The sequence below is a fragment of the Cupriavidus sp. 30B13 genome (assembly GCF_049059565.2).
In the GTDB taxonomy this organism is placed as follows: Bacteria; Pseudomonadota; Gammaproteobacteria; order Burkholderiales; family Burkholderiaceae; genus Cupriavidus.
In genome coordinates, this window is record NZ_CP188224.1 from 597,244 (window position 1) to 619,053 (window position 21,810).

The following is a 21,810-nucleotide window of genomic DNA, read 5'->3' on the forward strand; positions in this document are numbered from 1 at the left end:
GATGACCGACAAATTCCTCAATATCTATTCCCACGGCTTCGCCCGCGTGGCGGTGGGCGTGCCCGTCTGCCGCGTCGCGGACCCGGCCTTCAACGCGGCCGGCACGATCGCGCTGGCGCGGCAGGCGGCCGGCCAGGGCGCGGCGCTGGTGGCGTTTCCCGAGCTCGGGCTGTCCGCCTACACCTGCGACGACCTGTTCCACCAGCGCGCCCTGCTCGATGCCTGCGAGGCGGCGCTGGGCGAGATCGTCGAGGCTTCGCGCACGCTCGCCACCACGCTGGTGGTGGGGCTGCCGCTGCGGGTGGAGCACCTGCTGTTCAACTGCGCCGCGGTGGTGGCCGGCGGGCGCATCCTGGGCGTGGTGCCCAAGAGCTACCTGCCGAACTACTGGGAGTTCTACGAGGCCCGCCAATTCAGCCCGGCCGACAACGCCTCGGTCGACGAGATACAGCTGCTGGGCCAGAAGGTGCCGTTCGGCGCGGGCCTGCTGTTCGAGGCCGGGGACATCGCCTCGTTCCGCTTCCACGTGGAGATCTGCGAGGACGTGTGGGTGCCGGTGCCGCCGTCGTCGTTCGCGGCGCTGGCCGGCGCCACGGTGCTGGTGAACCTGTCGGCGTCCAATATCGTGGTGGGCAAGTCGGGCTACCGCCACCAGCTGGTCAGCCAGCAGTCGGCGCGCTGCCTGGCGGCCTACCTGTACAGCTCGGCGGGCAAGGGCGAGTCGTCCACCGACCTGGCCTGGGACGGGCAGGCGCTGATCTACGAGAACGGCGAGCTGCTGGCGGAGTCCGAGCGCTTTGCCGACGAGGCGCACCTGACCTTTGCCGACGTCGACCTGGAGCGCCTGTCGCGCGAGCGCATGCACCAGACCACGTTCGGCCATTCGGTGCGGCGCCATGCCGCCGAGGTGGCGAAGTTCAGGGTGATCGGCTATGAAGCGGGCATCGGCACGCAGGATGCGCTGCCGCTGCGCCGCAAGCTCGAGCGCTTTCCCTACGTGCCGTCCGACGCGCGGCGCCGCGACGAGCGCTGCCACGAGGTCTACAACATCCAGGTGCAGGCGCTGGTGCAGCGGCTGTCGGCCAGCGGCATCCGCAAGGTGGTGATCGGCGTATCCGGCGGGCTGGACTCCACGCACGCGCTGCTGGTCTGCGCCAAGGCGATGGACCGGCTCGGGCTGCCGCGCAGCAACATCATCGGCATCACCATGCCGGGCTTCGCCACCAGCGACCGCACGCTGGTGCAGGCCCGCAAGCTGATGGACGTGGTGGGCTGCGTGGCGAAGGAGATCGACATCCGCCCGAGCTGCATCGAGATGCTCAAGGACCTGGGCCATCCGTATGCGGCGGGCGAGCCGGTCTACGACGTGACCTTCGAGAACGTGCAGGCCGGCGAGCGCACCAACCACCTGTTCCGCTTCGCCAACCACAACCAGGCCATCGTGATCGGCACCGGCGACCTGAGCGAACTGGCGCTGGGCTGGTGCACCTACGGCGTGGGCGACCACATGTCGCACTACAACGTCAACGCCAGCGTGCCGAAGACGCTGATCTCGCACCTGGTGCGCTGGGTGGCCGAGACCGGCCAGATCGGCGAGGCCGGCTCGGACGTGCTGATCGACGTGCTGGAGACCGAGATCAGCCCGGAGCTGGTGCCGGGAGACTCGGCCAGCGCGCCGCAGCAGAAGACCGAGCATTTCATCGGGCCGTACGAACTGCAGGATTTCAACCTGTACTACACGCTGCGCTTCGGCTTCACGCCGAGCAAGATCGCCTTCCTGGCGCTCAGCGCCTGGGGCGACCGCGAGCGGGGCAACTGGCCCGAAGGCCAGCACGTGGCGCGCAACCAATACCAAGTGGCCGACATCAAGCGCAACCTGCGCATCTTCCTCGACCGCTTCTTCCGCACCAGCCAGTTCAAGCGCTCGTGCGTGCCGAACGGGCCCAAGGTGGGCTCGGGCGGCTCGCTGTCGCCGCGCGGCGACTGGCGCGCGCCGAGCGATTCGGAGTCGGTGGTGTGGCTTGCGGACCTGGACAAGGTGCCCGATTCGGTCTGAGGCCGGCTGCCGGCCGTTGCTGGCCGTTGCTGGCGATTGCCGGTGGCGCCGCGCCTAGGGCGCGGCGAGGGCCGCTTCGGCGCGGCATTCGGGTTCTTCGACGATGAGCCTGACCGCATGCCGCCGGGCCAGCGCCGCGCCGGCCTGTTCCGCTTCCTCGCGCGTATCGTATTGCACGATCGCGGTGGCCGCGCCGGCCGCCTTGAGCACCCAGCCCGCCCGCGTGGGCAGTACCGCGAAATCCTCGAGCATTTGCGTACCTCTGCGTGCCCTTGCGGGCAAGTACCTCATGCACGAAGCGTAGGCGGCGCGCGCGCCCCCGGCAATCGGGCTGCGTCCTACAGGCAGCGCGCGCCGGCCGCGCTTGCCGGCCCCGCTTGCTGCTAACCCGGTTCCGCGCGCGAGGCCTGCGTGGCCACCCGCTTCACGATGCGGGTGTCGAACCAGTCGTCCAGCATGGCCTTTTCGTAGCGCAGCGGATCGCTGTCCGGATAGAGGTTCGCCGACATCATGAAATTCATGTCGGAGATCCGTTCCTCGGCGCTGGCCAGCACGCGGTCGCCCCGGCTGAGCGTGTAGCGCAGCGTCATGCGCGGCCAGGTGATGTCGCGCACCACGCGCAGGTCGGTGCCCGGAAAGCGCCACGGCTCGAAGCGGCCGGCCAGGTCGATGTCGAGCACCTCGATCTTGAGCGTGTCGCCGGGCGGCAGGCCGCGCCTGGCCAGTTTCTGCAGGTGGCGGAAGATGTCGCCCTCGACCGCGGCCAGATCCTTGTCGCTGGCGTAGGGATGCGTATAGGCCGCGTCGGTGTAGTGCTGCGCGTCGACGAAGGTGACCGAGAGCTTTCCTTCGGCGGGGACGGAAGGCGAGGCGGCAGGCGGGGCGGAAGGAGCGGCAGGGGAGGCGGCCAGCGCGGCCATCGGGGGCAGGGCCGCCAGCACGGCGGCGGTGAGGCAGGAGCGGATAGCGGAGCGCATGGCGGGTTCCCGATATGGTGAATGCCGCAGGGTTCGACATCGCGCGGCGGACGCCGGTTCCGCTGCGTGCCGCGCAGTCACCTTCCCGCTGCCCCGGCGGTGGCCGCCATCGCCCGCGGCACCGCTTCGCGCATGGTTTCCACGAAGCGCCGCAGCTTGGCGGGGTAGAAACGGGCATACGGGTAGACCAGCTGCAGCGGCAGCGACGATGCCTGCCACTGTGGCACCAGGTGGACCAGGCGGCCCTGGGCGATGTCGTCGGCCAGCATCCACGCCGAGGCCACGCAGACGCCGAGCCCCAGCAGGGCCGCGCTGCGCAGCGCATAGAGGCTGTCGGTGCTCACGCGCGGGCGGAACGCCAGTTGCCGGGTCTCGCCGCTGGCCGCGTGGGTGAGCGACACCTCGGTGCGGTAGAAGGTACGTATCGACAGCCAGGGCAGCGCGGCCAGCACGTCGGGCTGCGTCGGCGGCGCGGCGCCCGCCAGCAGCGACGGCGCCGCCACCACGATGCGCGGCACCTCCGCGAGATGGATGGCCACCACGGCCGGATCGCTGACCTCGCCCACGTGGATGGCGCAGTCGATGCCGTCGGCGATGAAATCGGGCGTGCGGTCGTGCAGCAGCCATTCCACGTTCACGCGCGGGTGGCGCCCCAGATACTCCGAGAGCGGTCCCACCAGTTGCTGCTGGCCGAATGCGTGCGGCACCACCACGCGCAGCGTGCCTTCCGGCTCGTCGCGGGCGCCGCGCAGGTCCGCCTCGAAGGCTTCCCAGCTGCCCACCAGTTCCTTGGCGCGGCCATAGCAGCGCTCGCCATCCTCGGTCAGCTTCATCGCATGCGTGGAGCGCTGCAGCAGGCGCAGGCCCAGCGAGCGCTCCAGCATCTGCAGGCGGCGGCTGACGGTGGGCTGGGTGGTGCCCATCTGCGCGGCGGCCGCCGACAGGCTGCCAGCCTCGACGATGCGCACGAAGGTCTGCATCAGCTCGACGCGGTCCGTGGAGGCCGAAGCCGGCTGGGCCGCGCTGCGCGCGGGCGTCGCGGGCGTCGCGGGGGGCTGGGGAGGGGTGGGGGCGCCTTTCATACGCGAAGCGTATATCAGTTGTGCGAAGCGCGGTACTACCATGCGCGCCGCCATGACCGCACACTCGGGGCCTCTGTTCGAGCCAAGGGTAAACACCATGACATCCGTCCAAGCCGTACCAGCCGCCGCCGACCCGCACCCGGGCGCCCGGCACCATGAGAGCGAGGCGCCGCGCCTGCCGGCGAGCCTGATCCTGCTGCTTGCCGCCGGTGCCGGCCTGTCGGTGGCGGCGCTTTACTACAGCCAGCCGATGCTGGGGGTCCTGGGTGCCGACATCGGCGCCTCCGAGGCTACCGTCGGCCTGGTGCCCACGCTCACGCAGCTGGGCTATGCGCTGGGCATCCTGCTGCTGGCGCCGCTGGGCGACCGCTACGACCGCCGGCGCATCATCCTGGCCAAGGCCGCCGCGCTGAGCGTCGCGCTGCTGGTCGGCGGCGCGGCCTCGGGCATCGGCTTGCTGCTGGCCGCCAGCCTGGCCACGGGCCTGGCGGCGACGATGGCGCAGGACATCGTGCCGGCGGCCGCCACGCTGGCGCCGGAGTCGCACCGCGGCAAGGTGGTCGGCACGGTGATGACCGGGCTGCTGCTCGGCATCCTGCTGTCGCGAGTGGCCAGCGGCTTCGTGGCCGAGCATTTCGGCTGGCGCGCCATGTATGTGATCGCGGCGGCCAGCATCGCGCTGATCGGCCTGGTGGCCTGGCGCGGGCTGCCGCGCTTCCGGCCCACCACGCACCTGCCGTACCGGGCGCTGCTCGGTTCGCTCGGCAAGCTGTGGGTCAAGCACGGCGCGCTGCGCCGCGCGGCGCTGGCGCAGGGGATGCTGTCGGTGGGGTTCAGCGCGTTCTGGTCGACGCTGGCGGTCATGCTGCATGGCGCGCCGTTCCACCTGGGCAGCGCCGCCGCCGGCGCGTTCGGCCTGGCCGGCGCTGCCGGGGCGCTGGCCGCGCCGCTGGCCGGCCGCCTGGCGGACCGCCGCGGGCCGGAGCTGGTCACCCGCCTGGGCACCGCGCTGACCGCGCTGTCGTTCGCGATGATGCTGTTCGCGCCGCTGGTGGCGCCGCATGCGCGCCTGTGGCTGATCGGCGCCAGCGCGCTGGGCTTCGACCTGGGCGTGCAGGTGACGCTGGTGGCGCACCAGACCATCGTCTATGGCATCGAGCCGGGCGCGCGCAGCCGCCTCAATGCGGTGCTGTTCGGCGGCATGTTCATCGGCATGGCGACCGGCGCCGCGCTGGGCAGCGTGTTGCTGGCGCAGTGGGGATGGGTGGCGGTCACGGCACTGTCGACCGGCACCGCGGGCGCGGCGCTGGCCGTGCGGCTGTGGCCGGGCGCGGCCCGGGCCCGGTGAGGCCTGGGCAGTTGCCGGCAGCTAGCGGCAGCGACCGGCAGCCCCCGCAAGGGAAGCTGCCGGGCCGCCGGGGAAGCCGGCTCAGGCCAGCGCGAACGCGTCCTGCTCGAGCACGCACTGGTTGCAGATCCGGCCGTCGGCCTCGTGGATCAGCAGCTCCACCCCTTCCCGGCGCGCGTCGCGCGTGCCGGCGCGGATGGCGGCTTCCTGCGTGGCATGGTGCGAGTTGGCGTAGCGGGCACCGTCGTGGATCACATCCCAGCCGTCGCCGTAGGGCCTGACATGAAGATATTGCGCGGGCATGGCGTTTCCTGTAGCCGAATATGGCTCTATTGTGCGCAGCCGGCGCGGATTTACCATCGGTGGCTGTCTGACACGGCTGCCATGCCTAGGCGTCGGCCAGCCGGTCGGCGAAGTCGCGGGCGATCATCTGGACATCTAGGTCGCGCAACGCCTGTTCGTCGGTGTTGTCGGCGATCTGCGCCACGCTGACCAGGCGGAACGCCACCGCCGTCATCGAGTATTTCTGCTTGTAGACGTCGCTGTAGCGCTTGAGCAGGCGCAGCGCGTCGCTCAGTTCCAGCCGGGTTGCGTAGGCCACCAGGCGCGTGCGCGAGCTGACGAAGGTGTCGACGTTCGGCTCGGTCCTGGTCGCCAGCCATTCTTCGATGGTCAAGAGCAGCATGGGGGTCTCCCGCGGAGGTGTGCGCCGCGGCCATCGGCGATGGCCGGGCGCGGGATGCATCGGACCCGATGATAGCCTCTGCGCGCCGCGCGCGGACGCCTGGCGCTTCAGCCGCCGCGGCGGCGCGCGATTTCCTCTTCCACGTCGCGCAGCCGGTCCTTGCCGAAATAGATTTCGCCGTCCACGAAGAAGGTGGGCGAGCCGAACGCGCCGCGCTCGAATGCGTCCTGCGTATTGGCAAGCAGCTGCGCCTTCACGTCGGCATCGAGGATGCGGGCGAGCAGGTGCGCGCCGTCGAGCCCCGCCGCATCCAGCGCCGCCTTGATGACGTCCGGCTCGTCCATCTTCCTTTCGCGCTCCCACATGTCGGCGAAGACTTCGTCCACGTATTTGGCGAAGAAGCCGTCGCGCTGGGCCGCCACCGCGCCGCGCATGATCTGCAGCGTGTTGACGGGGAAGTGCGGGTTGCGCCGGAAGCCGGCGATGCCGTGGCGCCGGATGAAGCGGCGCATTTCGAGCAGGTCGTATTCGGGCTTGTTCTTGATGCCGCCGAACGCTTCGGCCGGCGAGCGGTTGCCGGTCAGGCGGAACAGGCCGCCCAGCAGGATCGGCACGTATTCGAACTGCACGCCGGTGCGGTCTTCGATGGCGGGGATGACCTTGTGGCTGAGATAGGCGTTGGGGCTGCCGAAATCGAAGAGGAACTGCACTTTCACGTCGGGCATTTGTCGGTCTCTGTCTTTGTGTCTCTGTTTTTTGTCGCGGGAGGATGAGCGGCGCGGGCAAGGGCAGGCCGGGCGCGCTGGGGGGCCGCCGGCCTGCCGCGGCATCACCAGCTCTCGATCCAGGGGCGCAGGTCCAGCTCGTGCGTCCATGCGTCGCGCGGCTGCTGGTGCAGCATCCAGTAGGCGTCGGCGATGTGCTCCGGATTGAGGATGCCGTCCTGTTCCTTGAGCTTGTAGCGCTCGGGGAAATTCTCGCGGATGAACTCCGTGTCGATGGCGCCGTCGACGATCGGGTGTGCTACATGCAGGCCCTTGGGGCCGAGCTCGCGCGCCATCGACTGGGCCAGCGCGCGCAGGCCGTGCTTGGCGCCCGCGAATGCGGAAAAGCCCGCGCGCCCGCGCAGGCTGGCGGTGGCGCCGGTGAAGAAGATCGAGCCGCGCTGGCGCGGCAGCATTGCCTTGGCCGCTTCGCGGCCCATCAGGAAGCCGGCGAAGCAGGCCATTTCCCAGACCTTGAAATAGACGCGCGCGGTAGTGTCCACCACGTCGAAGCGCACGTTGGCGCCGATGTTGAAGATGGCGACCTCGACCGGCGCGATATTGGTCTCGATCTCCCGGAACAGCGCGGTCATGTCCTCCTCCTTGCGCGCGTCGGAGCCGAACGCATGCGCGGTGCCGCCTTCGGCCTCGATCTGCGCCACCAGCGGCGCCAGCTTGTCCGCATTCCTGCGCGTGACGCAGGCGATGTAGCCCTCGCGGGCAAATCGGCGGGCGATCGCGCCGCCGGTGGCGTCGCCGGCGCCGATCACGAGCACGGCCTTCTTCTGGGTCATTGTCTTCCTCCGTTCATCCTTGCTGGACGATTTTTGCGGAATTAAAAACTGCACAGCGGTCCAAAGTATGAGTAGACGATGGAGCGAAGTCAAGCCGGCGACGACGCGCGACGCAGCAAAAAATGCTGCGTGCAAGGCTGGCCGCGGGTTTGCACCCAAACACAGTGCGGTATGGAAAACTGCATTGCGGTCCGGGAAACGTCTGTGGTATTTTGCCGGGGCCGCGGATATCGGCTGAACGGGACAAGAGGCAAATGGCGAGAAACAAGGAAGGCGCTCCGGCAGGACGGGAACCGGACGAAGCGGCGCGCGGGCGGGCGCATGATGCGCGTGAGGTGCACGAGGCGGCCGATGCGGCCGATGCGGACGACGCGGAACTGCCGGCCGAAGGCGGCGCGGACCGCCATTTCGTGACCGCGCTCGCGCGCGGGCTGGAAGTGCTGAGCAGCTTTCGCAGCGGCGACAGCTTCCTCGCCAACCACGAGATCGCCGAGCGCTGCGGCCTGCCCAAGTCGACCATCACCCGGCTGACCTACACGCTCACCAGACTGGGCTACCTGCATCTGGTGCCCGAGAGCGGCAAGTACCGGCTCGGCACGGCCACCGCCGCGCTCGGCAGCGCGATGCTGGCCGACCTCGACGTGCGGCAGGTGGCGCGGCCGCTCATGCAGCAACTGGCCACCGAGACCGACGCCGTGGTCGCGCTCACCACCCGCGACCGCCTCTCCATGCTGTACCTGGAATGCGCGCGCGGCGGCTCGATCGTCACGCTCAGCCTCGGCGTGGGATCGCGCATCCCGCTGGCCACCACGGCCGCCGGGCGCGCGCACCTGGCCGGCCTGCCGGCGGCGGAGCGCGCCGAACTGACGGAGCGCATCCGCGCGCTCGACGAGGCCAGCTGGCCGGCGCTGAAGCAGGGCATCGACCTGGCGGTGGAAGAGTGCAAGGCCACCGGATGCGCTTCCTCGCTGGGCGACTGGATGCAGGAGGTGCACGCCGTCGCCATGCCGTTCAGCCCGGGGCACGGCCTGCCGATGATGGCGGTCAGCGTCGCCGGCGCGGCGCAGTATTTTCCGGCCGGGCGGCTGCTGGGCGCGGTCCGCGCACGGCTGGTGGAGACGGTGCGGGAAATCGAGCGGGGGCTGGGGCAGCGCGCTCCCGCATAGCGGGCGCGCGCCGCGCTCAGGCCGGCGGCGCGCCGGCTCCCCTGGCCACCTGCAGGCGGTATTCGGCCACCAGCCCGGCGGGGCGGTAGATCAGCGCCACGATCAGCCCCAGGCCGATCAGCATCAGCCGCAGCGAGGCGAGCTGGCTGGCGCTGAGCCACGCCACGTAGTCGTTGACGAAGCGGGTGCCTTCCAGCAGCGCGACCACGGTGAAGGCCGACAGCAGCACGCCGCGGTTGCTGCCGCGCCCGCCGATGATCACGGCCATGAAGGCATAGGCGGTGAGGATGGGGCCGAACTGGGTCGGGTCGATGTACTGGTAGTAGAACGCGTGCATGCCGCCCGCCAAGCCGATGGCGCCGCCGCCCAGCGCGAACAGCCGCAGGCGCAGCCACAGCACCGGCTTGCCCAGCGTGGCGGCCACCAGCGGGTCGTCGCGCAGCGCGCGCGCGGTGCGGCCCAGCGGCGCGCGCGCGACCAGCTCGAACAGCGCGAAGACCGCCGCCAGCAGCGCCAGCGTGACGGCCAGCAGCGCGCCGTCGCCCGCCACCGGGCGCGGGATGTTGGCGATGCCGAGGCTGCCGCGCGTGAGCCATTCCTCGTGGATGGCGACCAGCTTCAGGCATTCGGCGAAGCCCAGCGTGACGATGGCCAGGTAGTCCTCGGACAGCCGCGCGGAGATCAGGCTGGTCAGCGCGCTGGCCAGCATGGCGAGCACGGTGGCGGCCAGCAAGGCCAGCCACGGGTTCCAGCCCAGTTGCGCGAGCCGGGCGCAGGCATAGGCCGCCAGCATGTAGAAGCCGAACAGGCCGAAGTTGACCAGTCCGGTCAGGCCCCACTGCAGGTTCAGCCCGAGCGCGGCGATGCCGGCGATGGAGACCAGCATCAGGATGGAGATCAGGTAGGTGCTCATGGTCCGTCCCTCTTATTTCTGCACCGGCGCGCGGCCGAACACGCCCCACGGCCGCACCAGCAGCAGCACGCCGAGCACGGCGAAGGCCACCAGCGTGCGGTAGTGCGACGGCAGCGCCAGCGTGGACGCCTCGGCGGCCACGCCCATCACCAGCGCGCCGAACACCGCGGCCATCGGGTTGGCGATGCCGCCGAGGATGGCCGCGGCGAACACCGGCAGCACGTAGTTCCAGCCCATCTGCGGATCGAGCGTGGCGTCCAGCCCCACCAGCAGGCCCGCCGCGCTGGCCAGCGCGCCCGACAGGAACCACGTCAGCGCCACCACGCGCGCGCGCGAGATGCCGCGCACGGCCGCCAGCGCGGGATTGTCCGCCACCGCGCGCATGGCGCGGCCCAGCGGCGTGCAGCGGAACACGAGCCACACCAGCGCCAGGCTGGCCGCGCCGACCAGCACGATCAGCCATTGCTCGTAGTTGACGCGCAGGCCGCCCAGCGGATCCAGCGCGGCGACGCGCAACGGGCGCGTCGGCTCGGTGTCGTAGCCCAGCGGCGTGCTGCCCGCGACGAAGCGCACGGCGTTCTCGAGCACGAAGGCCACGCCCATGCTGGCCACCAGCAGCGTCACGCCGGAGCGCTCGCGCAGGCGGCGGTAGACCAGCCAGTCCACCGCCACCGCCACCACGCCGCCCAGCGCCACGCCGGCCGCGGCGGCCCACGGCAGCGGCCAGCCCAGCACCGCGTTGAACAGGTAGATCAGGTAGGCGCCCAGCGTCAGCATGGCGCCGATGGCGAAATTGGCGAAGCGCAGCACGCTGAAGCTCAGCGCCAGCGCCAGTGCCGGCAGCGCCACCAGCAGGCCGGAGACCAGGCCGTTGAAAACGAGTTGAAGCATGGATGGGCCTTTTATGAAGCGGCCGCGGCACCGGCGAGGCGGGTGTCGTGCGCGCGCGTGCCGAGGTAGAGCTGGCGCACCGCGTCGTCGCCGGCCAGTCCCGCGGCCGGCGCCACCAGCCGCACCTGGCCGGCGGCCAGCACCAGGCCGGTGTCGGCCGCGGCCAGTCCCAGGCGCACGTTCTGCTCGATCATCAGCAGCGTGATGCCGGTGGCGCGGATGCGCGCGATGACCTCGAACAGCAGCGCCGCGTTGCGCGGCGACAGGCCGGCCGAGGGTTCGTCGAGCACCAGCAGCGCGGGTGCCTGCATCAGCGCCGAGGCCATCGCCACCATCTGGCGCTGGCCGCCGCTGAGCAGGCCGGCGCTGCCCGACAGGCGGGCGCGGATCTCGGGGAACAGCTCCAGCACGTATTCCTGGCGCTGGCGGCGCGCCGCGCTGCCGGCGCGCCGGCCGGCATGCAGGAACTCCCAGCCCAGCCGCAGGTTGTCGGCCACGCTGAGGTTGGCGAACACATTGCCCTCCTGCGGCACGTAGGCCAGGCCCAGCCGCGCGCGTGCCGGGGCGTCGAGCGGGCCGAGGTCGCGTTCGCCCAGGCGCACGCTGCCGGCCGACAGCGGCAGCAGGCCGACCACCGCCTTGAGCAGCGTGGACTTGCCCGAGCCGTTGGGGCCGATCACCGTCAGCGCGCCGCCCGGCGGCACGGTAAAGCTCACGCCGTGCAGGATGTCCTTGCCCCGGTAGCCGGCCGACATGCCCGCCACCACCAGTGCTTGCGGCGTGTCCATCATGGCTCTCCCAGGTAGGCCTGGCGCACGCGCGTGTCGGCGGTCACCTCGCCGAAGCTGCCCTGCGTCAGGACCCGGCCTTCGGCCAGCACGTAGACGTGGTCGCACAGCGCCGCCACCATGTCCATGTTGTGCTCGACGATGGCAAAGGTCTTGCCCTCGCCGCGCAGCGCCAGGATGAACTGGCACAGCTCTTCGATCAGCGCCGGATTGACGCCGGCGGCGGGCTCGTCGAGCAGCACGATGTCCGGCTCCAGCATCAGCGCGCGGCACAGCTCCAGCAGCTTCTTCTGGCCGCCCGACAGCGCGCCGGCGGGCTGGTCGGCCAGCCGCGTCAGGCGCACGCGGCCCAGCAGCGCCAGCGCCCGCTCGATGGCCGCCGCTTCCGCGCGGCGCACGGCGGCGCGCCGGAACAGCAGCTGGCCCAGGCTGTCGCCGGGCTGGCGCGGCGCGGCCAGCAGCAGGTTCTCCAGCACGCTCAGGCTGTCCAGTTCGCGCGCGAGCTGGAAGGTGCGGGCAATGCCGGCGTGGGCGCGCCGGTGCACCGGCATGCGCGTGATGTCGGCGCCGGCCAGCCGCACCGTGCCGCGCCGCGGCCGCAGCGTGCCGGCCAGCACGTTGAACAGGGTCGACTTGCCGGCGCCGTTGGGCCCCACCAGGCCGGTGATGCGCCCCGGCGCCAGGCTCACCGAGGCGCCGTCCAGCGCGTGCACGCCGCCGAAGGACACGCTGACCGCTTCGGCCGCCAGCACGCGCTGCGTGCCCTGCGCGTGCTGGTGGTGCGCGGCGCGGGCCGGCGCGGCGGGGCTGGCGTCCAGGGCTGCCTGCGTCATCACTTGAGCGTGTCGATCAGCTGGTTGGCGCCGTTGCGGATCACGAAGTGGCCGTATTCGCGGTTCAACTGGTCGCCGGTCGGCGTGAACTGGAAGTGCGAGCCGGCGCCGCTGTAGGCGATCGCTTGCCTGGCGCGCAGCGCCTTGAGGCCGTCGAGGGGATTCTCCACCGCCTTGCCCGGGCCGTTGACCACCGGCAGGATGGATTTGGCGAACACCTGCGGGTCGGCGCTGCCGGCGCGCTCGATGGCCAGCGCGAGCACCGAGACCTCGTCCCACACATTGGACGGGAAGATGGCCAGCGTGCCGGCCGGGATGCCGGCCACCCGCGCGAAGGTCTTGTAGGCGGTGGAGTCGGCCGGCGGGATCGACTGGATATGGTGGATGCCCTCGGCCACCGCCTTGCCCACGTTCTTGATGAAGGCGCCTTCGGCGTCGGCCGACGACGAGTTGGCGTAGATGCGGGTATCGCTGAAGCCGCTGCGGTAGACCTCGCGCGCGATGGCAGACAGGTCGGGCAGGTAGCTGGGCAGGAACACCGCGTCCGGCTTCTTGCCGAACACCTTCTCCACCTCGGCGCGATACGACGGCTGGTTGGGGTTGTAGAACACCGTGTCGAGCACCTGGCCGCCGCCCTTCCGGAACTCGGCCGTGAACGGCTCGACCATGCTCAGCGTGAACGGCGTCTGCAGCACCAGCAGCGAGGCCTTGCGCGCGCCGTCCTTGAGCGCGGCGCGCGCGAACACCGCGCCCCAGTCGCTGCCGCGCGCCTGGAAGCGCCACACCAGCCCCTTGTTGTCGCCCTGCGTGACCTCGTCGCCGGAGCCGCTGACCAGCAGCGGGATGCCCTTCTCGATGGTCAGCGGCTTGATCGCCATCGCCACGGCGCTGCTCCACACGCCGACGATGGCCGAGACCTTGCCCACTTCCAGCAGCTTGCGCACCGCGGCCACGCCGGCGGTGGGATTGCTTTCGCTGTCCTCCACCAGGATCTCCAGCTTGCGCCCGCCCAGCACGCCGCCGGCCTCGGCGTTGATGTAGTCGGCGGCCTTGCGCGCGGCGTTGGCCATGCCCTGGCCGTAGGCGCCGCCGCCGCCGGACAGCGGCACCAGCACGCCGATGCGGATGGGGCCGCTGCCCTGGGCCAGCGCCAGTTGCGGCGCGGCCAGCGCGGCCAGCGATGCGCCCGCGATGCGCAGGAAGGCGCGGCGCTCGAACGAAGAAGAATCAGTCATGGCAAGTCGGGATCGGAATCTGGGTCGGAGTCGGGGTCGGAATCGGAAGAAGGGCGGGAGGAAGCTCCGGGCCGGCGCCTCAGCGCGGATGGACGGCGGTGGCGTCTTCCCCGATCTGCAGCGCCTGGTTGAAGCGGTTGAAGAAGCCGCACAGCGAGATGCGCAGCGTCAGCTCGACCACCTGCGCTTCGCTGAAATGCGCGCGCAGCCGCGTGAAGACCTGGTCGCGGATGCGCTGCGGCGCCTGCGTGACGGCGATCGCGTATTCCACCACCAGCTTGTCCACCTCATCGAGTTCGGGATGGGCGGCGTAGTCGAGCAGGCGGCGCGCGCCTTCCTCGCTGATGCCCTCCACGGCCAGGCGCGGCGCGTGGCTGCGCACGCAGTAGTCGCAGTCGTTGAGCAGGGACACCACCACGATGGCCAGCTCGATATAGCGGTACGACACGGCGTTGCGCGCCTTGAGCTCGAGCAGCATGCGCGGCAGGTGCTCCACGGCCGGCGCCACGTGGGCCAGCACCGAGAACTGGTCGGCGAAATGGGCGCCGTTGCCGGTGAACTGGTCGAACAGCTCGCGGCGGGCCGGGTCGAAGGTGGCGGGGTCGAGTTCGCTGATGCGTGGCATGTGTGGTCCTGCTGGTGAAAGGAGAGAGAGAGGCCGGAGGAAGAGTCGAGGCGCGGAGGCGCGGCGCAAGGCATGCGGGCTGCAATGCGGGCGTCGGCCGCGGCACCGCATCAGCCGTCCCGGTCCGGCGCGCGGAAGCCGGCGCCGACGTGCGGCGGCTGCAGGCGCGGGCCGTTGCCGAGCAGCTTGTCGCGCAGGGTGCCCGGCGCGTAGGCGGTCTTGTAGGCGCCGCGCCGCTGCAGTTCCGGCACCAGGAAGTCGACCACGTCGTGGAAGGTGCGCGGCGATTCCACCCAGGCCAGGTTGAAGCCGTCGATGCCGGTGTCTTCCATCCACGCCTGCAGCTCGTCCGCCACCTGCACCGGATCGCCCACCACCACCGGGCCGCGGCCGCCGATGGCGACGAACTCCACGGCATCGCGCACGGTCCACGTGCGCTGCGGGTCGAGCTTGCTGAACGAGGCCAGCGCCGACTGGCCGGCCTTGGTGTCGACGTATTCCAGCGTGTCGTCCGGCGCGTAGCGCGACAGGTCGATGCCGGTCCAGCCGGACAGCAGCGCCAGCGCGCCGTCGTAGCTGGCGCGCTCGCGGTAGGCGGCATAGCGCGCCTGCGCCTTCTCCGCGGTTTCGTCGACGATGACCGTGAACATGGCGAACAGCAGCGCGCTGTCCGGCGCGCGGCCGGCCTCGGCCAGCGCGTCGCGCAGCGCCTGCACCGAGCGGCGCAGGCCGTTGCGCGTGGGCGCGCCGACGAAGATGCACTCGGCGTGGCGGGCGGCGAAGCGCGTGCCGCGCGCCGAGCCGCCGGCCTGGAACAGCAGCGGCGTGCGCTGCGCCGACGGCTCGCACTGGAAGATGCCGTCCAGGCTGAAGTAGCGGCCTTCGTGCCGCACCGCGTGCACGCGCGCGGGATCGGCGTAGACGCCGCTTGCCCGGTCGCGCTGCACCGCGCCGTCTTCCCAGCTGCCTTCCCACAGCTTGTAGCAGACTTCCAGGTATTCGTCGGCGCGGTCGTAGCGCTCGTCGTGGGCGCGCAGCTCGCGCTGGCCCAGGCTGCGCGCGCCGCTTTCCAGGTAGGACGTGACCACGTTCCACGCCACGCGGCCGCCGCTCAGGTGGTCCAGCGTGGTCAGGCGGCGCGCCAGCAGGTAGGGCGGCTCGTAGGCGACCGAGACCGTGACGCCGAAACCGAGGTGCCGGGTGGCGTGCGCCATCAGCGGGATCAGCGGGACCGGGTCGTTCATCGGCACCTGCGCGGCGGTGCGCAGCGCGGCGTCGGGCCCATCGCCGAACACGTCGTAGACGCCGGTGATGTCGCCCAGGAACAGGCTGTCGAACAGCCCTTCCTCGAGCTTCCTGGCCAGCGCGACCCAGTAGTCCGGGTCCAGGTAGCCGACGGAATTGTCTTCCGGCGCGGTCCACTGGCCGGGTGCTAGGTGCACCACGCAATTCATCATGAAGGCGTTGAAACGGATCTGGCGGACCGGGCGAGGCATGGCAAGGCGGGCCGCGCGGCCGGCATGGGCGCGCGACGGAAACATCGGAACCGGCGATTGTTGCGCGTTGGCGGCACCGCACCAAGCGCCCATTTCGCATACGGATATGTGTTTCCTGATGCGCGCGCAACGGCTATGGATATGCGATATCGGTCGTTCTGTTTGCCGGCGCCAGCGCCTAGGATAGGCGGCGCATTGTTTTCGTGCCGTCGCTGTCGTCTCCGGCGGGCGGCGCAGCCGGGCCCTCGCCGCTGCTGCCCCGTGTGTCCGCGTCCCCTGCCTTCCACCTCCTCATCGTCCATGTCCTCGCTACTGTCTTCCCTCCGGCGCCATGCCCTGGCATCGCTGCTGCTCGCCTGCGCCGCCGTCCCGGCCCTGGCCGACGCCGGCTACCCGGCCAAGCCGATCACCTACGTGGTGCCCTATACGCCCGGCGGCACCAACGACAACGTCGCGCGCATCATCACCCGGCGCCTGGCCGAGAAAAGCGGCCAGCCGGTCGTGCTCGAATACAAGCCGGGCGCCGGCGGCACGCTGGGCGCGGGTTTCGTGGCCAGCGCGCCGGCCGATGGCTACACGCTGCTGAACACCTCGATCGGCAACCTGGCGATCGCGCCGCAGCTCATGAAGGTCAAGTTCGATCCGTTCACCGACCTGGTGCCGGTGGCCTACGTCGGCAACTCGCTGGCTACGCTGGCGGTGAACCCGGCGGTGCCGGCGCAGACGCTGCAGCAGCTCATCGCCTACGCGCGCGCGCATCCGGGGCAGCTGACCTACTCCAGCTCGGGCAACGGCACGCCCGGCCACCTGGCCGGGGAACTGCTCAAGCGGCTCGCCGGCATCGACATCCGCCACGTGCCCTACAAGGGCAGCGCGCCCGCGGTGGGCGACGTGGTGGCGGGCCACGTGGACATCGTGTTCGACCCGCTCAGCGCATCGTTCATCAAGGCCGGCAAGCTGCGCGCGCTGGCCTACTTCGGCGGCACGCGCGCGCCCGAGCTGCCCGGCGTGCCGTCGATGCGCCAGGCCGGCCTGCCCGAGTGGGAAAACGCGCTCGCCGGCTCGTTCTTCATCACCGCGCCCAAGGGCACGCCGCCCGAGGTGCTGGCGCGGCTGCGCCAGTGGATTGCCGAGATCCTGCGCGAGCCCGACACCATCGAGGCGCTCGCGCGGGTGCAGGTCGAGGTGCAGGCGCTCACGCCCGAGCAGACCGCGCAGAAGGTGCGCGCCGTGCACGACCTCGCCCAGCGCGTGGTGCAGGCCGGCGGCGTGCAGGCCAACTGAGCGCGGTCGCCGGCCCCCGTCTTACACAGTCGCCCCCTTACTTTTCCTCCCCCCGAGATCCTCCGATGAAACTGGGACTGTTCCTGCTGGCCGCCGGCCATCATGCCGCCGGCTGGCGCTACCCCGGCGCCGAGGCCGGCACCGAAAACGTCGACCTGGTGGTCCGCATGACGCAGGCCGCCGAGCGCGCCAAGTTCGACATGGTGTTCTTCGGCGACCGCCTGCTGACGACCGCCGATTCGCATCCGTCGATGATCACCCGGCCCGACCCGCTCGCCATGCTGGCCGCGCTGTCGATGGTGACGAGCCGCATCGGCCTGGCCGGCACCGCCTCCACCACCTACAGCGAGCCGTTCAACCTGGCGCGCACGCTGGCCACCGTGGACAAACTCTCGCGCGGCCGGGCGGCCTGGAACATCGTCACCACCTTCGCCGACGGCTCGATCAACTTCAGCCGCGAGCGCCACCCGGACCACGACCAGCGCTACGAGATCGCCGAGGAGTTCGTCAGCGTGGTCAAGGGCCTGTGGCAGTCGTGGGACCCCGATCCCTACGTGCTCGACAAGCAGGCCGGCGTCTACATCGATGTCGCCAGGATGCACGCGCTGAACCATCGCGGCCGCCATTTCTCGGTGGCCGGGCCGCTCAACGTCACCAACAGCCCGCAGGGGCATCCGGTGCTGATCCAGGCCGGCTCGTCCGGCCCGGGCCAGGCGCTGGCCGCGCGCCACGCCGAGGTGGTCTTCACCGCGCAGCAGGACCTGCCCGCCGCGCGCGCGTTCGCGCAGGGGCTCAAGGCCCAGGTGGCGGCGCAGGGGCGCGACCCCGCGCACTGCCTGATCATGCCGGGGCTGATGCCCATCATCGGCCGCACCGAGGCCGAGGCGCACGACAAGCTGGCGCTGCTGCAGTCGTTTACCGACCAGTCCAACGCGCTCGCCATCCTGACCGAGCAACTGATGATCGACGTTTCGGGCTACCCGCTCGACGGCCCGCTGCCCGACCTCGCGCTCGAGGCGGGTGCCCACAGCCGCAGCGTGCTGCTGCTCCAGCTTGCGCGCGAGCGCGGCCTGACGCTGCGCCAGCTCTACCACCTGGTGGCCAGCGCGCGCGGACACCAGATCGTGGTCGGCACCGCCGCGCAGGTCGCGCAGCACATGATCGACTGGGTCGACGGCGGCGGCGCGGACGGCTTCAATATCATGCCGGCCTACTTCCCCGGCGGGCTGGAGGACTTCACCGCCGAGGTGGTGCCCATCCTCCAGGAGCGCGGCGTGTTCCGGCGCGAATACGAGGCCGATACGCTGCGGGGGAACCTCGGGCTGCCGTTGCCGGCCCGGGCCTGAGCCGCGCCAGGCCACCGGACCACGCCCGCGGCACGGCAAGGCGGAAACGCCGCCATGCGCGGTCATCCGGCGCCGGCGGCCGCGGCCGCCGGCGGTCCATGCGCCGGCCGAGACTATCTTGGCCGGCCTGCCTTCGCCGCTGCCACGTCCAGTGCGCGCGAGAAGCGCTCGATGTCCTCCTGCCCGAACTGGGCAAGAAACAACTCGTCGACGGCGGCCTGATAGACCGCCCACATCTTCTTGCGCAGCGCTTTGCCCTGCCGCGTGACCGTCACGAACGCCGCCCGGCCGTCCTCCGCAGAACGCGTGCGCGTGACCAGTTCTTCCCGCTCGAGCCGGTCCACCACGCGCGTGAGGTTATAGCGCTCGATCGCCAGCACGTCGGCCAGCTCATGCATCCGGCGGCTGCCATCCGTTCCGCTTTCGATCCCCCATAGCACGTCGTACCACGCGTACGCCGGAAGACCTTCTTCCGACAGGCGCCGGTCGATCTCGCGTATCAGTGCCCGATGCGAGCGCACGAACGAAAACCACAGATCCGGGTGTGTCATGGATATGACTGTCTCCTCATAGTTGCAGTTGCAATCGTACCGCAAAACGCTCACAATCCGCTAACGATTGCAATTGCAATTCATGCGATGGCAGCAGCCCGCCTACCCGGCGGCGTCTCATGCCATCGGCATCCCGTCAATCCCATGGAGACAGACATGAATGCCCCCGAGCTACCGCCCGACACCCTGGCCCTGGATGTGGATCCGCAGGAAACGCAGGAATGGATCGAGGCGCTGGCCGCCGTGACCCGCGTGGAGGGCCGCGGCCGCGCACACTATCTGCTGGACCGCCTGCACGATTTCGATGCGGCTCTGCACGGCGATTTCCGCACTGCGGTCACCACGCCCTACGTCAACACGATCGCCGCGGCGCGCGAACTGAGCTACCCGGGAGACATGCAGATCGAGCGCCGCCTGGCCGCCATGGCGCGCTGGAACGCCATGGCGATGGTCCTGCGCGCCGGCAAGCATTCCAACGTCGGCGGCCACATTGCCACGTATGCGTCGGCGGCCGTGCTGTACGAAGTGGGCTTCAACCATTTTTTCCGCGGCCGTACCGAGCGCTTCGCGGGCGATCTCATTTACCTGCAGGGCCACGCTTCGCCCGGCATCTACGCACGCGCCTTCCTGGAAGGCCGGCTCAGCGAGGCGCAGCTCGACAACTTTCGCCGTGAAGCGCAGCGTGATGGCATCTCGTCGTATCCGCATCCCCGGCTGATGCCGGGCTTCTGGCAGTTCCCCACCGTCTCGATGGGCCTCGGGCCGATCACCGCCGCGTACCAGGCGCGCTTCATGCGCTACCTCGAAGACCGCCAGCTCGTACCGGCCCAGGGCCGCAAGGTCTGGGCATTCCTGGGCGATGGCGAGATGGACCAGCCCGAGTCCCTGGCTGCCGTGGCCATGGCGGGGCGCGAGCGGCTCGACAACCTGATTTTCGTCGTCAATTGCAACCTGCAGCGGCTGGACGGCCCGGTCCGGGGCAACGCCAAGGTCATCCAGGAATTCGAGGGCCTGTACCGCGCCGCGGGCTGGAACGTGATCAAGGTGATCTGGGGGAGCGGCTGGGACGAGCTGCTGGCGCGCGACACATCCGGGCTGCTGCGCCGGCGCATGATGGAGTGCGTCGACGGTGAATACCAGACCTTCAAGTCACAGGATGGCGCCTACATCCGGGAACACTTCTTTGGCAAGTACCCGGCGCTGCGCGAGCTGGTGGCCGACATGAGCGACGCCGAGATCTGGGCGCTGACGCGCGGCGGCCACGAACCGTCCAAGGTGTTCAACGCCTACGCCGCCGCAGTGCGCCACGCGGGACAGCCCACCGTGGTGCTGGCCAAGACCGTCAAGGGCTTCGGCATGGGCGAGGCAGGCGAAGGCCAGAACATCAACCATCAACTGAAGAAGCTCGATGCCGATGCCGTGCGCGCGTTCCGCGACCGCTTTGAACTGCCGGTGGGCGACGACCAGCTCGACGACATTCCTTATCTGAAGCCCGGTCCCGACAGCGAGGAAGCCCGCTACCTGCACCGGCGCCGCGCGGCACTTGGCGGGCACGTTCCGTCCCGCCGCACCGTTGCCACGCCGATGGCGCTACCCGCGCTCTCGATGTTCGCCACGCAGTTGAATGACTCCGGCACGCGCGCTTATTCGACGACGATGGCATTCGTCCGCATGCTGGCGGTGCTGCTCAAGGACAAGGCGCTGGGCCGCAATGTCGTGCCTATCGTTCCCGATGAGTCGCGTACCTTCGGCATGGAGGGGATGTTCCGCCAGGTCGGCATCTATTCCCACGTCGGCCAGCTCTACAAGCCGCAGGATGCCGACCAGCTCAGCTACTACCGCGAAACCCGCGACGGGCAGATCCTGCAGGAGGGCCTCAACGAATCGGGCGCCATGTCGGCATGGATCGCGGCGGCCACGGCCTACAGCAATCATGGCGTCAACGCCATGCCTTTCTATATCTACTACTCGATGTTCGGCTTCCAGCGCGTGGGCGACCTGGCCTGGGCGGCCGGCGATGCGCGCGCACGCGGCTTCCTGCTGGGCGCGACATCGGGGCGGACCACCCTCATGGGCGAAGGCCTGCAGCACGATGACGGCCACAGCCACGTCCTGTCGTCGGTCATCCCCTGCTGCGTCTCGTACGATCCGGCCTTCGCCTGCGAGCTGGCGGTGATCGTTCATGACGGGATGCGCCGCATGTACGTGGAACAGGAAGACATCTTCTACTACATCACCCTGCTCAACGAAAACTACGCTCACCCGGCTTTGCGGCCGGGGAGCGAAGCCGGCATCCTGCGAGGGTGGTACGCACTGCGTTCGGCCGAGCCGGACCGCAAGCAGCAGGCGCGCGTGCAACTGGCCGGCAGCGGCGCCATCCTCAACGAAGTGATCCACGCGGCGCAGTTGCTGGCGAACGACTTCGCCGTAGCCAGCGATATCTGGAGCGCCACGAGCCTGACGGAGCTGCGCCGCGATGGCCTCGCGGCCGAGCGCTGGAATCTGCTCCATCCCGAAGCGGAGCCGCGCGTGCCCTACGTACAGGAATGCCTGGCCGGCCATCCCGGCCCGCTGGTCGTGGCCACCGACTACATGAAGATCGTGGCCGACCAGATCCGTCCCTTTATCGGCCGCCGCCGCATGGTGGCGCTGGGCACCGACGGATTCGGCCGCTCCGACACGCGCGAGGCGCTACGGAGCCTCTTCGAGGTCGACCGGCACTTCATCGCCGTGGCCGCGCTCAAGGCACTGGCCGACGACGGCGCGGTGCCGCATCATGTCGTCACGCAGGCCATGCAGCGCTACGGTGTGTCGGCGGAGAAGGCCGATCCGTCCCTCGCGTGACAAAGATTGTTGCGCCGCCGCCCCCGGCAAGAGCGGGCGCCAGCAAGTGAACCGTCGGCAGGGCTCATGCACGGTCGATGCCGCTGGCGCGCCGCTCCCCGGCCCGGGATCCAACGGGCGCCGTCGTCCATT

Annotated in this window: 21 protein-coding genes; 6 read left to right on the top strand and 15 right to left on the bottom strand. The window is 70.3% G+C overall.

What is annotated here, in order from left to right; all coding sequences use genetic code 11:
- The first annotated feature begins 1 nt into the window (after position 1).
- A complete protein-coding gene (locus tag ACKI2N_RS22015) occupies positions 2–2,056 on the top strand; it encodes an NAD(+) synthase (protein WP_420995629.1) in 2,055 nt (684 codons plus the stop codon).
- A gap of 54 nt (positions 2,057–2,110) precedes the next feature.
- Here ACKI2N_RS22015 and ACKI2N_RS22020 read toward each other — a convergent pair whose 3' ends face one another.
- From ACKI2N_RS22020 to ACKI2N_RS22030, 3 genes are all read right to left on the bottom strand, one after another.
- Positions 2,111–2,308, bottom strand: coding sequence for a DUF2188 domain-containing protein (locus ACKI2N_RS22020; protein ID WP_420995630.1), 198 nt, complete (start codon positions 2,306–2,308; stop codon positions 2,111–2,113).
- Between the two features lie 131 nt (positions 2,309–2,439).
- The gene (locus ACKI2N_RS22025) at positions 2,440–3,033 is read right to left on the bottom strand and encodes a DUF3016 domain-containing protein (protein ID WP_420995631.1); all 594 of its coding nucleotides are present in this window, start codon (positions 3,031–3,033) and stop codon (positions 2,440–2,442) included.
- Positions 3,034–3,110: 77 nt separating this feature from the next.
- Positions 3,111–4,115, bottom strand: coding sequence for a LysR family transcriptional regulator (locus ACKI2N_RS22030; protein WP_420995632.1), 1,005 nt, complete (start codon positions 4,113–4,115; stop codon positions 3,111–3,113).
- Between the two features lie 97 nt (positions 4,116–4,212).
- Between ACKI2N_RS22030 and ACKI2N_RS22035 the strand changes: the two genes are divergently transcribed.
- Entirely contained in the window at positions 4,213–5,463 is a 1,251-nt protein-coding gene (locus ACKI2N_RS22035; RefSeq protein WP_420995633.1) for an MFS transporter, read from the top strand.
- A gap of 81 nt (positions 5,464–5,544) precedes the next feature.
- On the opposite strand, the gene ACKI2N_RS22040 is transcribed toward ACKI2N_RS22035, so the two are convergent.
- From ACKI2N_RS22040 to ACKI2N_RS22055, 4 genes are all read right to left on the bottom strand, one after another.
- Positions 5,545–5,766 (bottom strand): DUF2188 domain-containing protein, encoded by a 222-nt coding sequence (locus ACKI2N_RS22040; RefSeq protein WP_420995634.1) that lies wholly within the window; start codon positions 5,764–5,766, stop codon positions 5,545–5,547.
- An 85-nt stretch (positions 5,767–5,851) separates the two neighbouring features.
- Positions 5,852–6,148 carry a hypothetical protein gene (locus tag ACKI2N_RS22045; RefSeq protein ID WP_420995635.1) on the bottom strand — a complete coding sequence of 99 codons (297 nt, stop codon included), beginning with the start codon at positions 6,146–6,148 and terminating at the stop codon, positions 5,852–5,854.
- Positions 6,149–6,255: 107 nt separating this feature from the next.
- Positions 6,256–6,873, bottom strand: coding sequence for a 2-hydroxychromene-2-carboxylate isomerase (locus ACKI2N_RS22050; protein ID WP_420995636.1), 618 nt, complete (start codon positions 6,871–6,873; stop codon positions 6,256–6,258).
- A gap of 104 nt (positions 6,874–6,977) precedes the next feature.
- Positions 6,978–7,706 carry an SDR family oxidoreductase gene (locus tag ACKI2N_RS22055; RefSeq protein WP_420995637.1) on the bottom strand — a complete coding sequence of 243 codons (729 nt, stop codon included), beginning with the start codon at positions 7,704–7,706 and terminating at the stop codon, positions 6,978–6,980.
- Between the two features lie 254 nt (positions 7,707–7,960).
- Between ACKI2N_RS22055 and ACKI2N_RS22060 the strand changes: the two genes are divergently transcribed.
- On the top strand, positions 7,961–8,872 hold the full coding sequence (locus tag ACKI2N_RS22060; protein WP_420995638.1) for an IclR family transcriptional regulator: 912 nt from the start codon (positions 7,961–7,963) through the stop codon (positions 8,870–8,872).
- 16 nt (positions 8,873–8,888) lie between these two features.
- Here ACKI2N_RS22060 and ACKI2N_RS22065 read toward each other — a convergent pair whose 3' ends face one another.
- From ACKI2N_RS22065 to ACKI2N_RS22095, 7 genes are all read right to left on the bottom strand, one after another.
- Positions 8,889–9,785: a branched-chain amino acid ABC transporter permease gene (locus ACKI2N_RS22065; RefSeq protein ID WP_420995639.1), complete on the bottom strand. Its 897-nt coding sequence runs from the start codon at positions 9,783–9,785 to the stop codon at positions 8,889–8,891.
- Between the two features lie 12 nt (positions 9,786–9,797).
- Positions 9,798–10,676, bottom strand: coding sequence for a branched-chain amino acid ABC transporter permease (locus tag ACKI2N_RS22070; RefSeq protein ID WP_426990931.1), 879 nt, complete (start codon positions 10,674–10,676; stop codon positions 9,798–9,800).
- Positions 10,677–10,687: 11 nt separating this feature from the next.
- Entirely contained in the window at positions 10,688–11,467 is a 780-nt protein-coding gene (locus ACKI2N_RS22075) for an ABC transporter ATP-binding protein (RefSeq protein WP_420995641.1), read from the bottom strand.
- Positions 11,464–12,297: an ABC transporter ATP-binding protein gene (locus tag ACKI2N_RS22080; protein ID WP_420995642.1), complete on the bottom strand. Its 834-nt coding sequence runs from the start codon at positions 12,295–12,297 to the stop codon at positions 11,464–11,466. Before ACKI2N_RS22080 ends, ACKI2N_RS22075 begins: the two co-directional genes overlap by 4 nt.
- Positions 12,297–13,532, bottom strand: coding sequence for an ABC transporter substrate-binding protein (locus ACKI2N_RS22085; protein WP_420995643.1), 1,236 nt, complete (start codon positions 13,530–13,532; stop codon positions 12,297–12,299). The genes ACKI2N_RS22080 and ACKI2N_RS22085 overlap by 1 nt, the downstream gene beginning before the upstream one ends.
- Before the next feature lie 79 nt (positions 13,533–13,611).
- Entirely contained in the window at positions 13,612–14,157 is a 546-nt protein-coding gene (locus tag ACKI2N_RS22090) for a carboxymuconolactone decarboxylase family protein (protein ID WP_420995644.1), read from the bottom strand.
- Positions 14,158–14,267: 110 nt separating this feature from the next.
- Positions 14,268–15,653 carry an LLM class flavin-dependent oxidoreductase gene (locus ACKI2N_RS22095; protein WP_420995645.1) on the bottom strand — a complete coding sequence of 462 codons (1,386 nt, stop codon included), beginning with the start codon at positions 15,651–15,653 and terminating at the stop codon, positions 14,268–14,270.
- 300 nt (positions 15,654–15,953) lie between these two features.
- On the opposite strand from ACKI2N_RS22095, the gene ACKI2N_RS22100 reads away from it, so the two are divergent.
- Positions 15,954–16,937: a Bug family tripartite tricarboxylate transporter substrate binding protein gene (locus ACKI2N_RS22100; RefSeq protein ID WP_420995646.1), complete on the top strand. Its 984-nt coding sequence runs from the start codon at positions 15,954–15,956 to the stop codon at positions 16,935–16,937.
- A 65-nt stretch (positions 16,938–17,002) separates the two neighbouring features.
- Positions 17,003–18,283: an LLM class flavin-dependent oxidoreductase gene (locus ACKI2N_RS22105; protein ID WP_420995647.1), complete on the top strand. Its 1,281-nt coding sequence runs from the start codon at positions 17,003–17,005 to the stop codon at positions 18,281–18,283.
- 113 nt (positions 18,284–18,396) lie between these two features.
- On the opposite strand, the gene ACKI2N_RS22110 is transcribed toward ACKI2N_RS22105, so the two are convergent.
- Complete coding sequence (locus ACKI2N_RS22110) at positions 18,397–18,840, bottom strand: MarR family winged helix-turn-helix transcriptional regulator (protein ID WP_420995692.1); 444 nt, start codon at positions 18,838–18,840, stop codon at positions 18,397–18,399.
- A 150-nt stretch (positions 18,841–18,990) separates the two neighbouring features.
- Here ACKI2N_RS22110 and aceE point away from each other — a divergent pair, with 150 nt between their 5' ends.
- Positions 18,991–21,678 (top strand): pyruvate dehydrogenase (acetyl-transferring), homodimeric type, encoded by a 2,688-nt coding sequence (gene aceE, locus ACKI2N_RS22115; protein WP_420995648.1) that lies wholly within the window; start codon positions 18,991–18,993, stop codon positions 21,676–21,678.
- Positions 21,679–21,810: the final 132 nt, after the last annotated feature.

Bases quoted from the DNA above. Each gene is read 5' to 3' on its own strand.
- ACKI2N_RS22020 (WP_420995630.1), bottom strand. From the start codon at position 2,308: ATGCTCGAGGATTTCGCGGTACTGCCCACGCGGGCGGGCTGGGTGCTC.
- ACKI2N_RS22065 (WP_420995639.1), bottom strand. From the start codon at position 9,785: ATGAGCACCTACCTGATCTCCATCCTGATGCTGGTCTCCATCGCCGGC.
- ACKI2N_RS22040 (WP_420995634.1), bottom strand. From the start codon at position 5,766: ATGCCCGCGCAATATCTTCATGTCAGGCCCTACGGCGACGGCTGGGAT.
- ACKI2N_RS22035 (WP_420995633.1), top strand. From the start codon at position 4,213: ATGACATCCGTCCAAGCCGTACCAGCCGCCGCCGACCCGCACCCGGGC.
- ACKI2N_RS22090 (WP_420995644.1), bottom strand. From the start codon at position 14,157: ATGCCACGCATCAGCGAACTCGACCCCGCCACCTTCGACCCGGCCCGC.
- ACKI2N_RS22105 (WP_420995647.1), top strand. From the start codon at position 17,003: ATGAAACTGGGACTGTTCCTGCTGGCCGCCGGCCATCATGCCGCCGGC.
- ACKI2N_RS22070 (WP_426990931.1), bottom strand. From the start codon at position 10,676: ATGCTTCAACTCGTTTTCAACGGCCTGGTCTCCGGCCTGCTGGTGGCG.
- ACKI2N_RS22055 (WP_420995637.1), bottom strand. From the start codon at position 7,706: ATGACCCAGAAGAAGGCCGTGCTCGTGATCGGCGCCGGCGACGCCACC.
- ACKI2N_RS22080 (WP_420995642.1), bottom strand. From the start codon at position 12,297: ATGACGCAGGCAGCCCTGGACGCCAGCCCCGCCGCGCCGGCCCGCGCC.
- ACKI2N_RS22060 (WP_420995638.1), top strand. From the start codon at position 7,961: ATGGCGAGAAACAAGGAAGGCGCTCCGGCAGGACGGGAACCGGACGAA.
- aceE (WP_420995648.1), top strand. From the start codon at position 18,991: ATGAATGCCCCCGAGCTACCGCCCGACACCCTGGCCCTGGATGTGGAT.
- ACKI2N_RS22025 (WP_420995631.1), bottom strand. From the start codon at position 3,033: ATGCGCTCCGCTATCCGCTCCTGCCTCACCGCCGCCGTGCTGGCGGCC.
- ACKI2N_RS22045 (WP_420995635.1), bottom strand. From the start codon at position 6,148: ATGCTGCTCTTGACCATCGAAGAATGGCTGGCGACCAGGACCGAGCCG.
- ACKI2N_RS22075 (WP_420995641.1), bottom strand. From the start codon at position 11,467: ATGATGGACACGCCGCAAGCACTGGTGGTGGCGGGCATGTCGGCCGGC.
- ACKI2N_RS22015 (WP_420995629.1), top strand. From the start codon at position 2: ATGACCGACAAATTCCTCAATATCTATTCCCACGGCTTCGCCCGCGTG.
- ACKI2N_RS22050 (WP_420995636.1), bottom strand. From the start codon at position 6,873: ATGCCCGACGTGAAAGTGCAGTTCCTCTTCGATTTCGGCAGCCCCAAC.
- ACKI2N_RS22030 (WP_420995632.1), bottom strand. From the start codon at position 4,115: ATGAAAGGCGCCCCCACCCCTCCCCAGCCCCCCGCGACGCCCGCGACG.
- ACKI2N_RS22085 (WP_420995643.1), bottom strand. From the start codon at position 13,532: ATGACTGATTCTTCTTCGTTCGAGCGCCGCGCCTTCCTGCGCATCGCG.
- ACKI2N_RS22100 (WP_420995646.1), top strand. From the start codon at position 15,954: ATGTCCTCGCTACTGTCTTCCCTCCGGCGCCATGCCCTGGCATCGCTG.
- ACKI2N_RS22095 (WP_420995645.1), bottom strand. From the start codon at position 15,653: ATGCCTCGCCCGGTCCGCCAGATCCGTTTCAACGCCTTCATGATGAAT.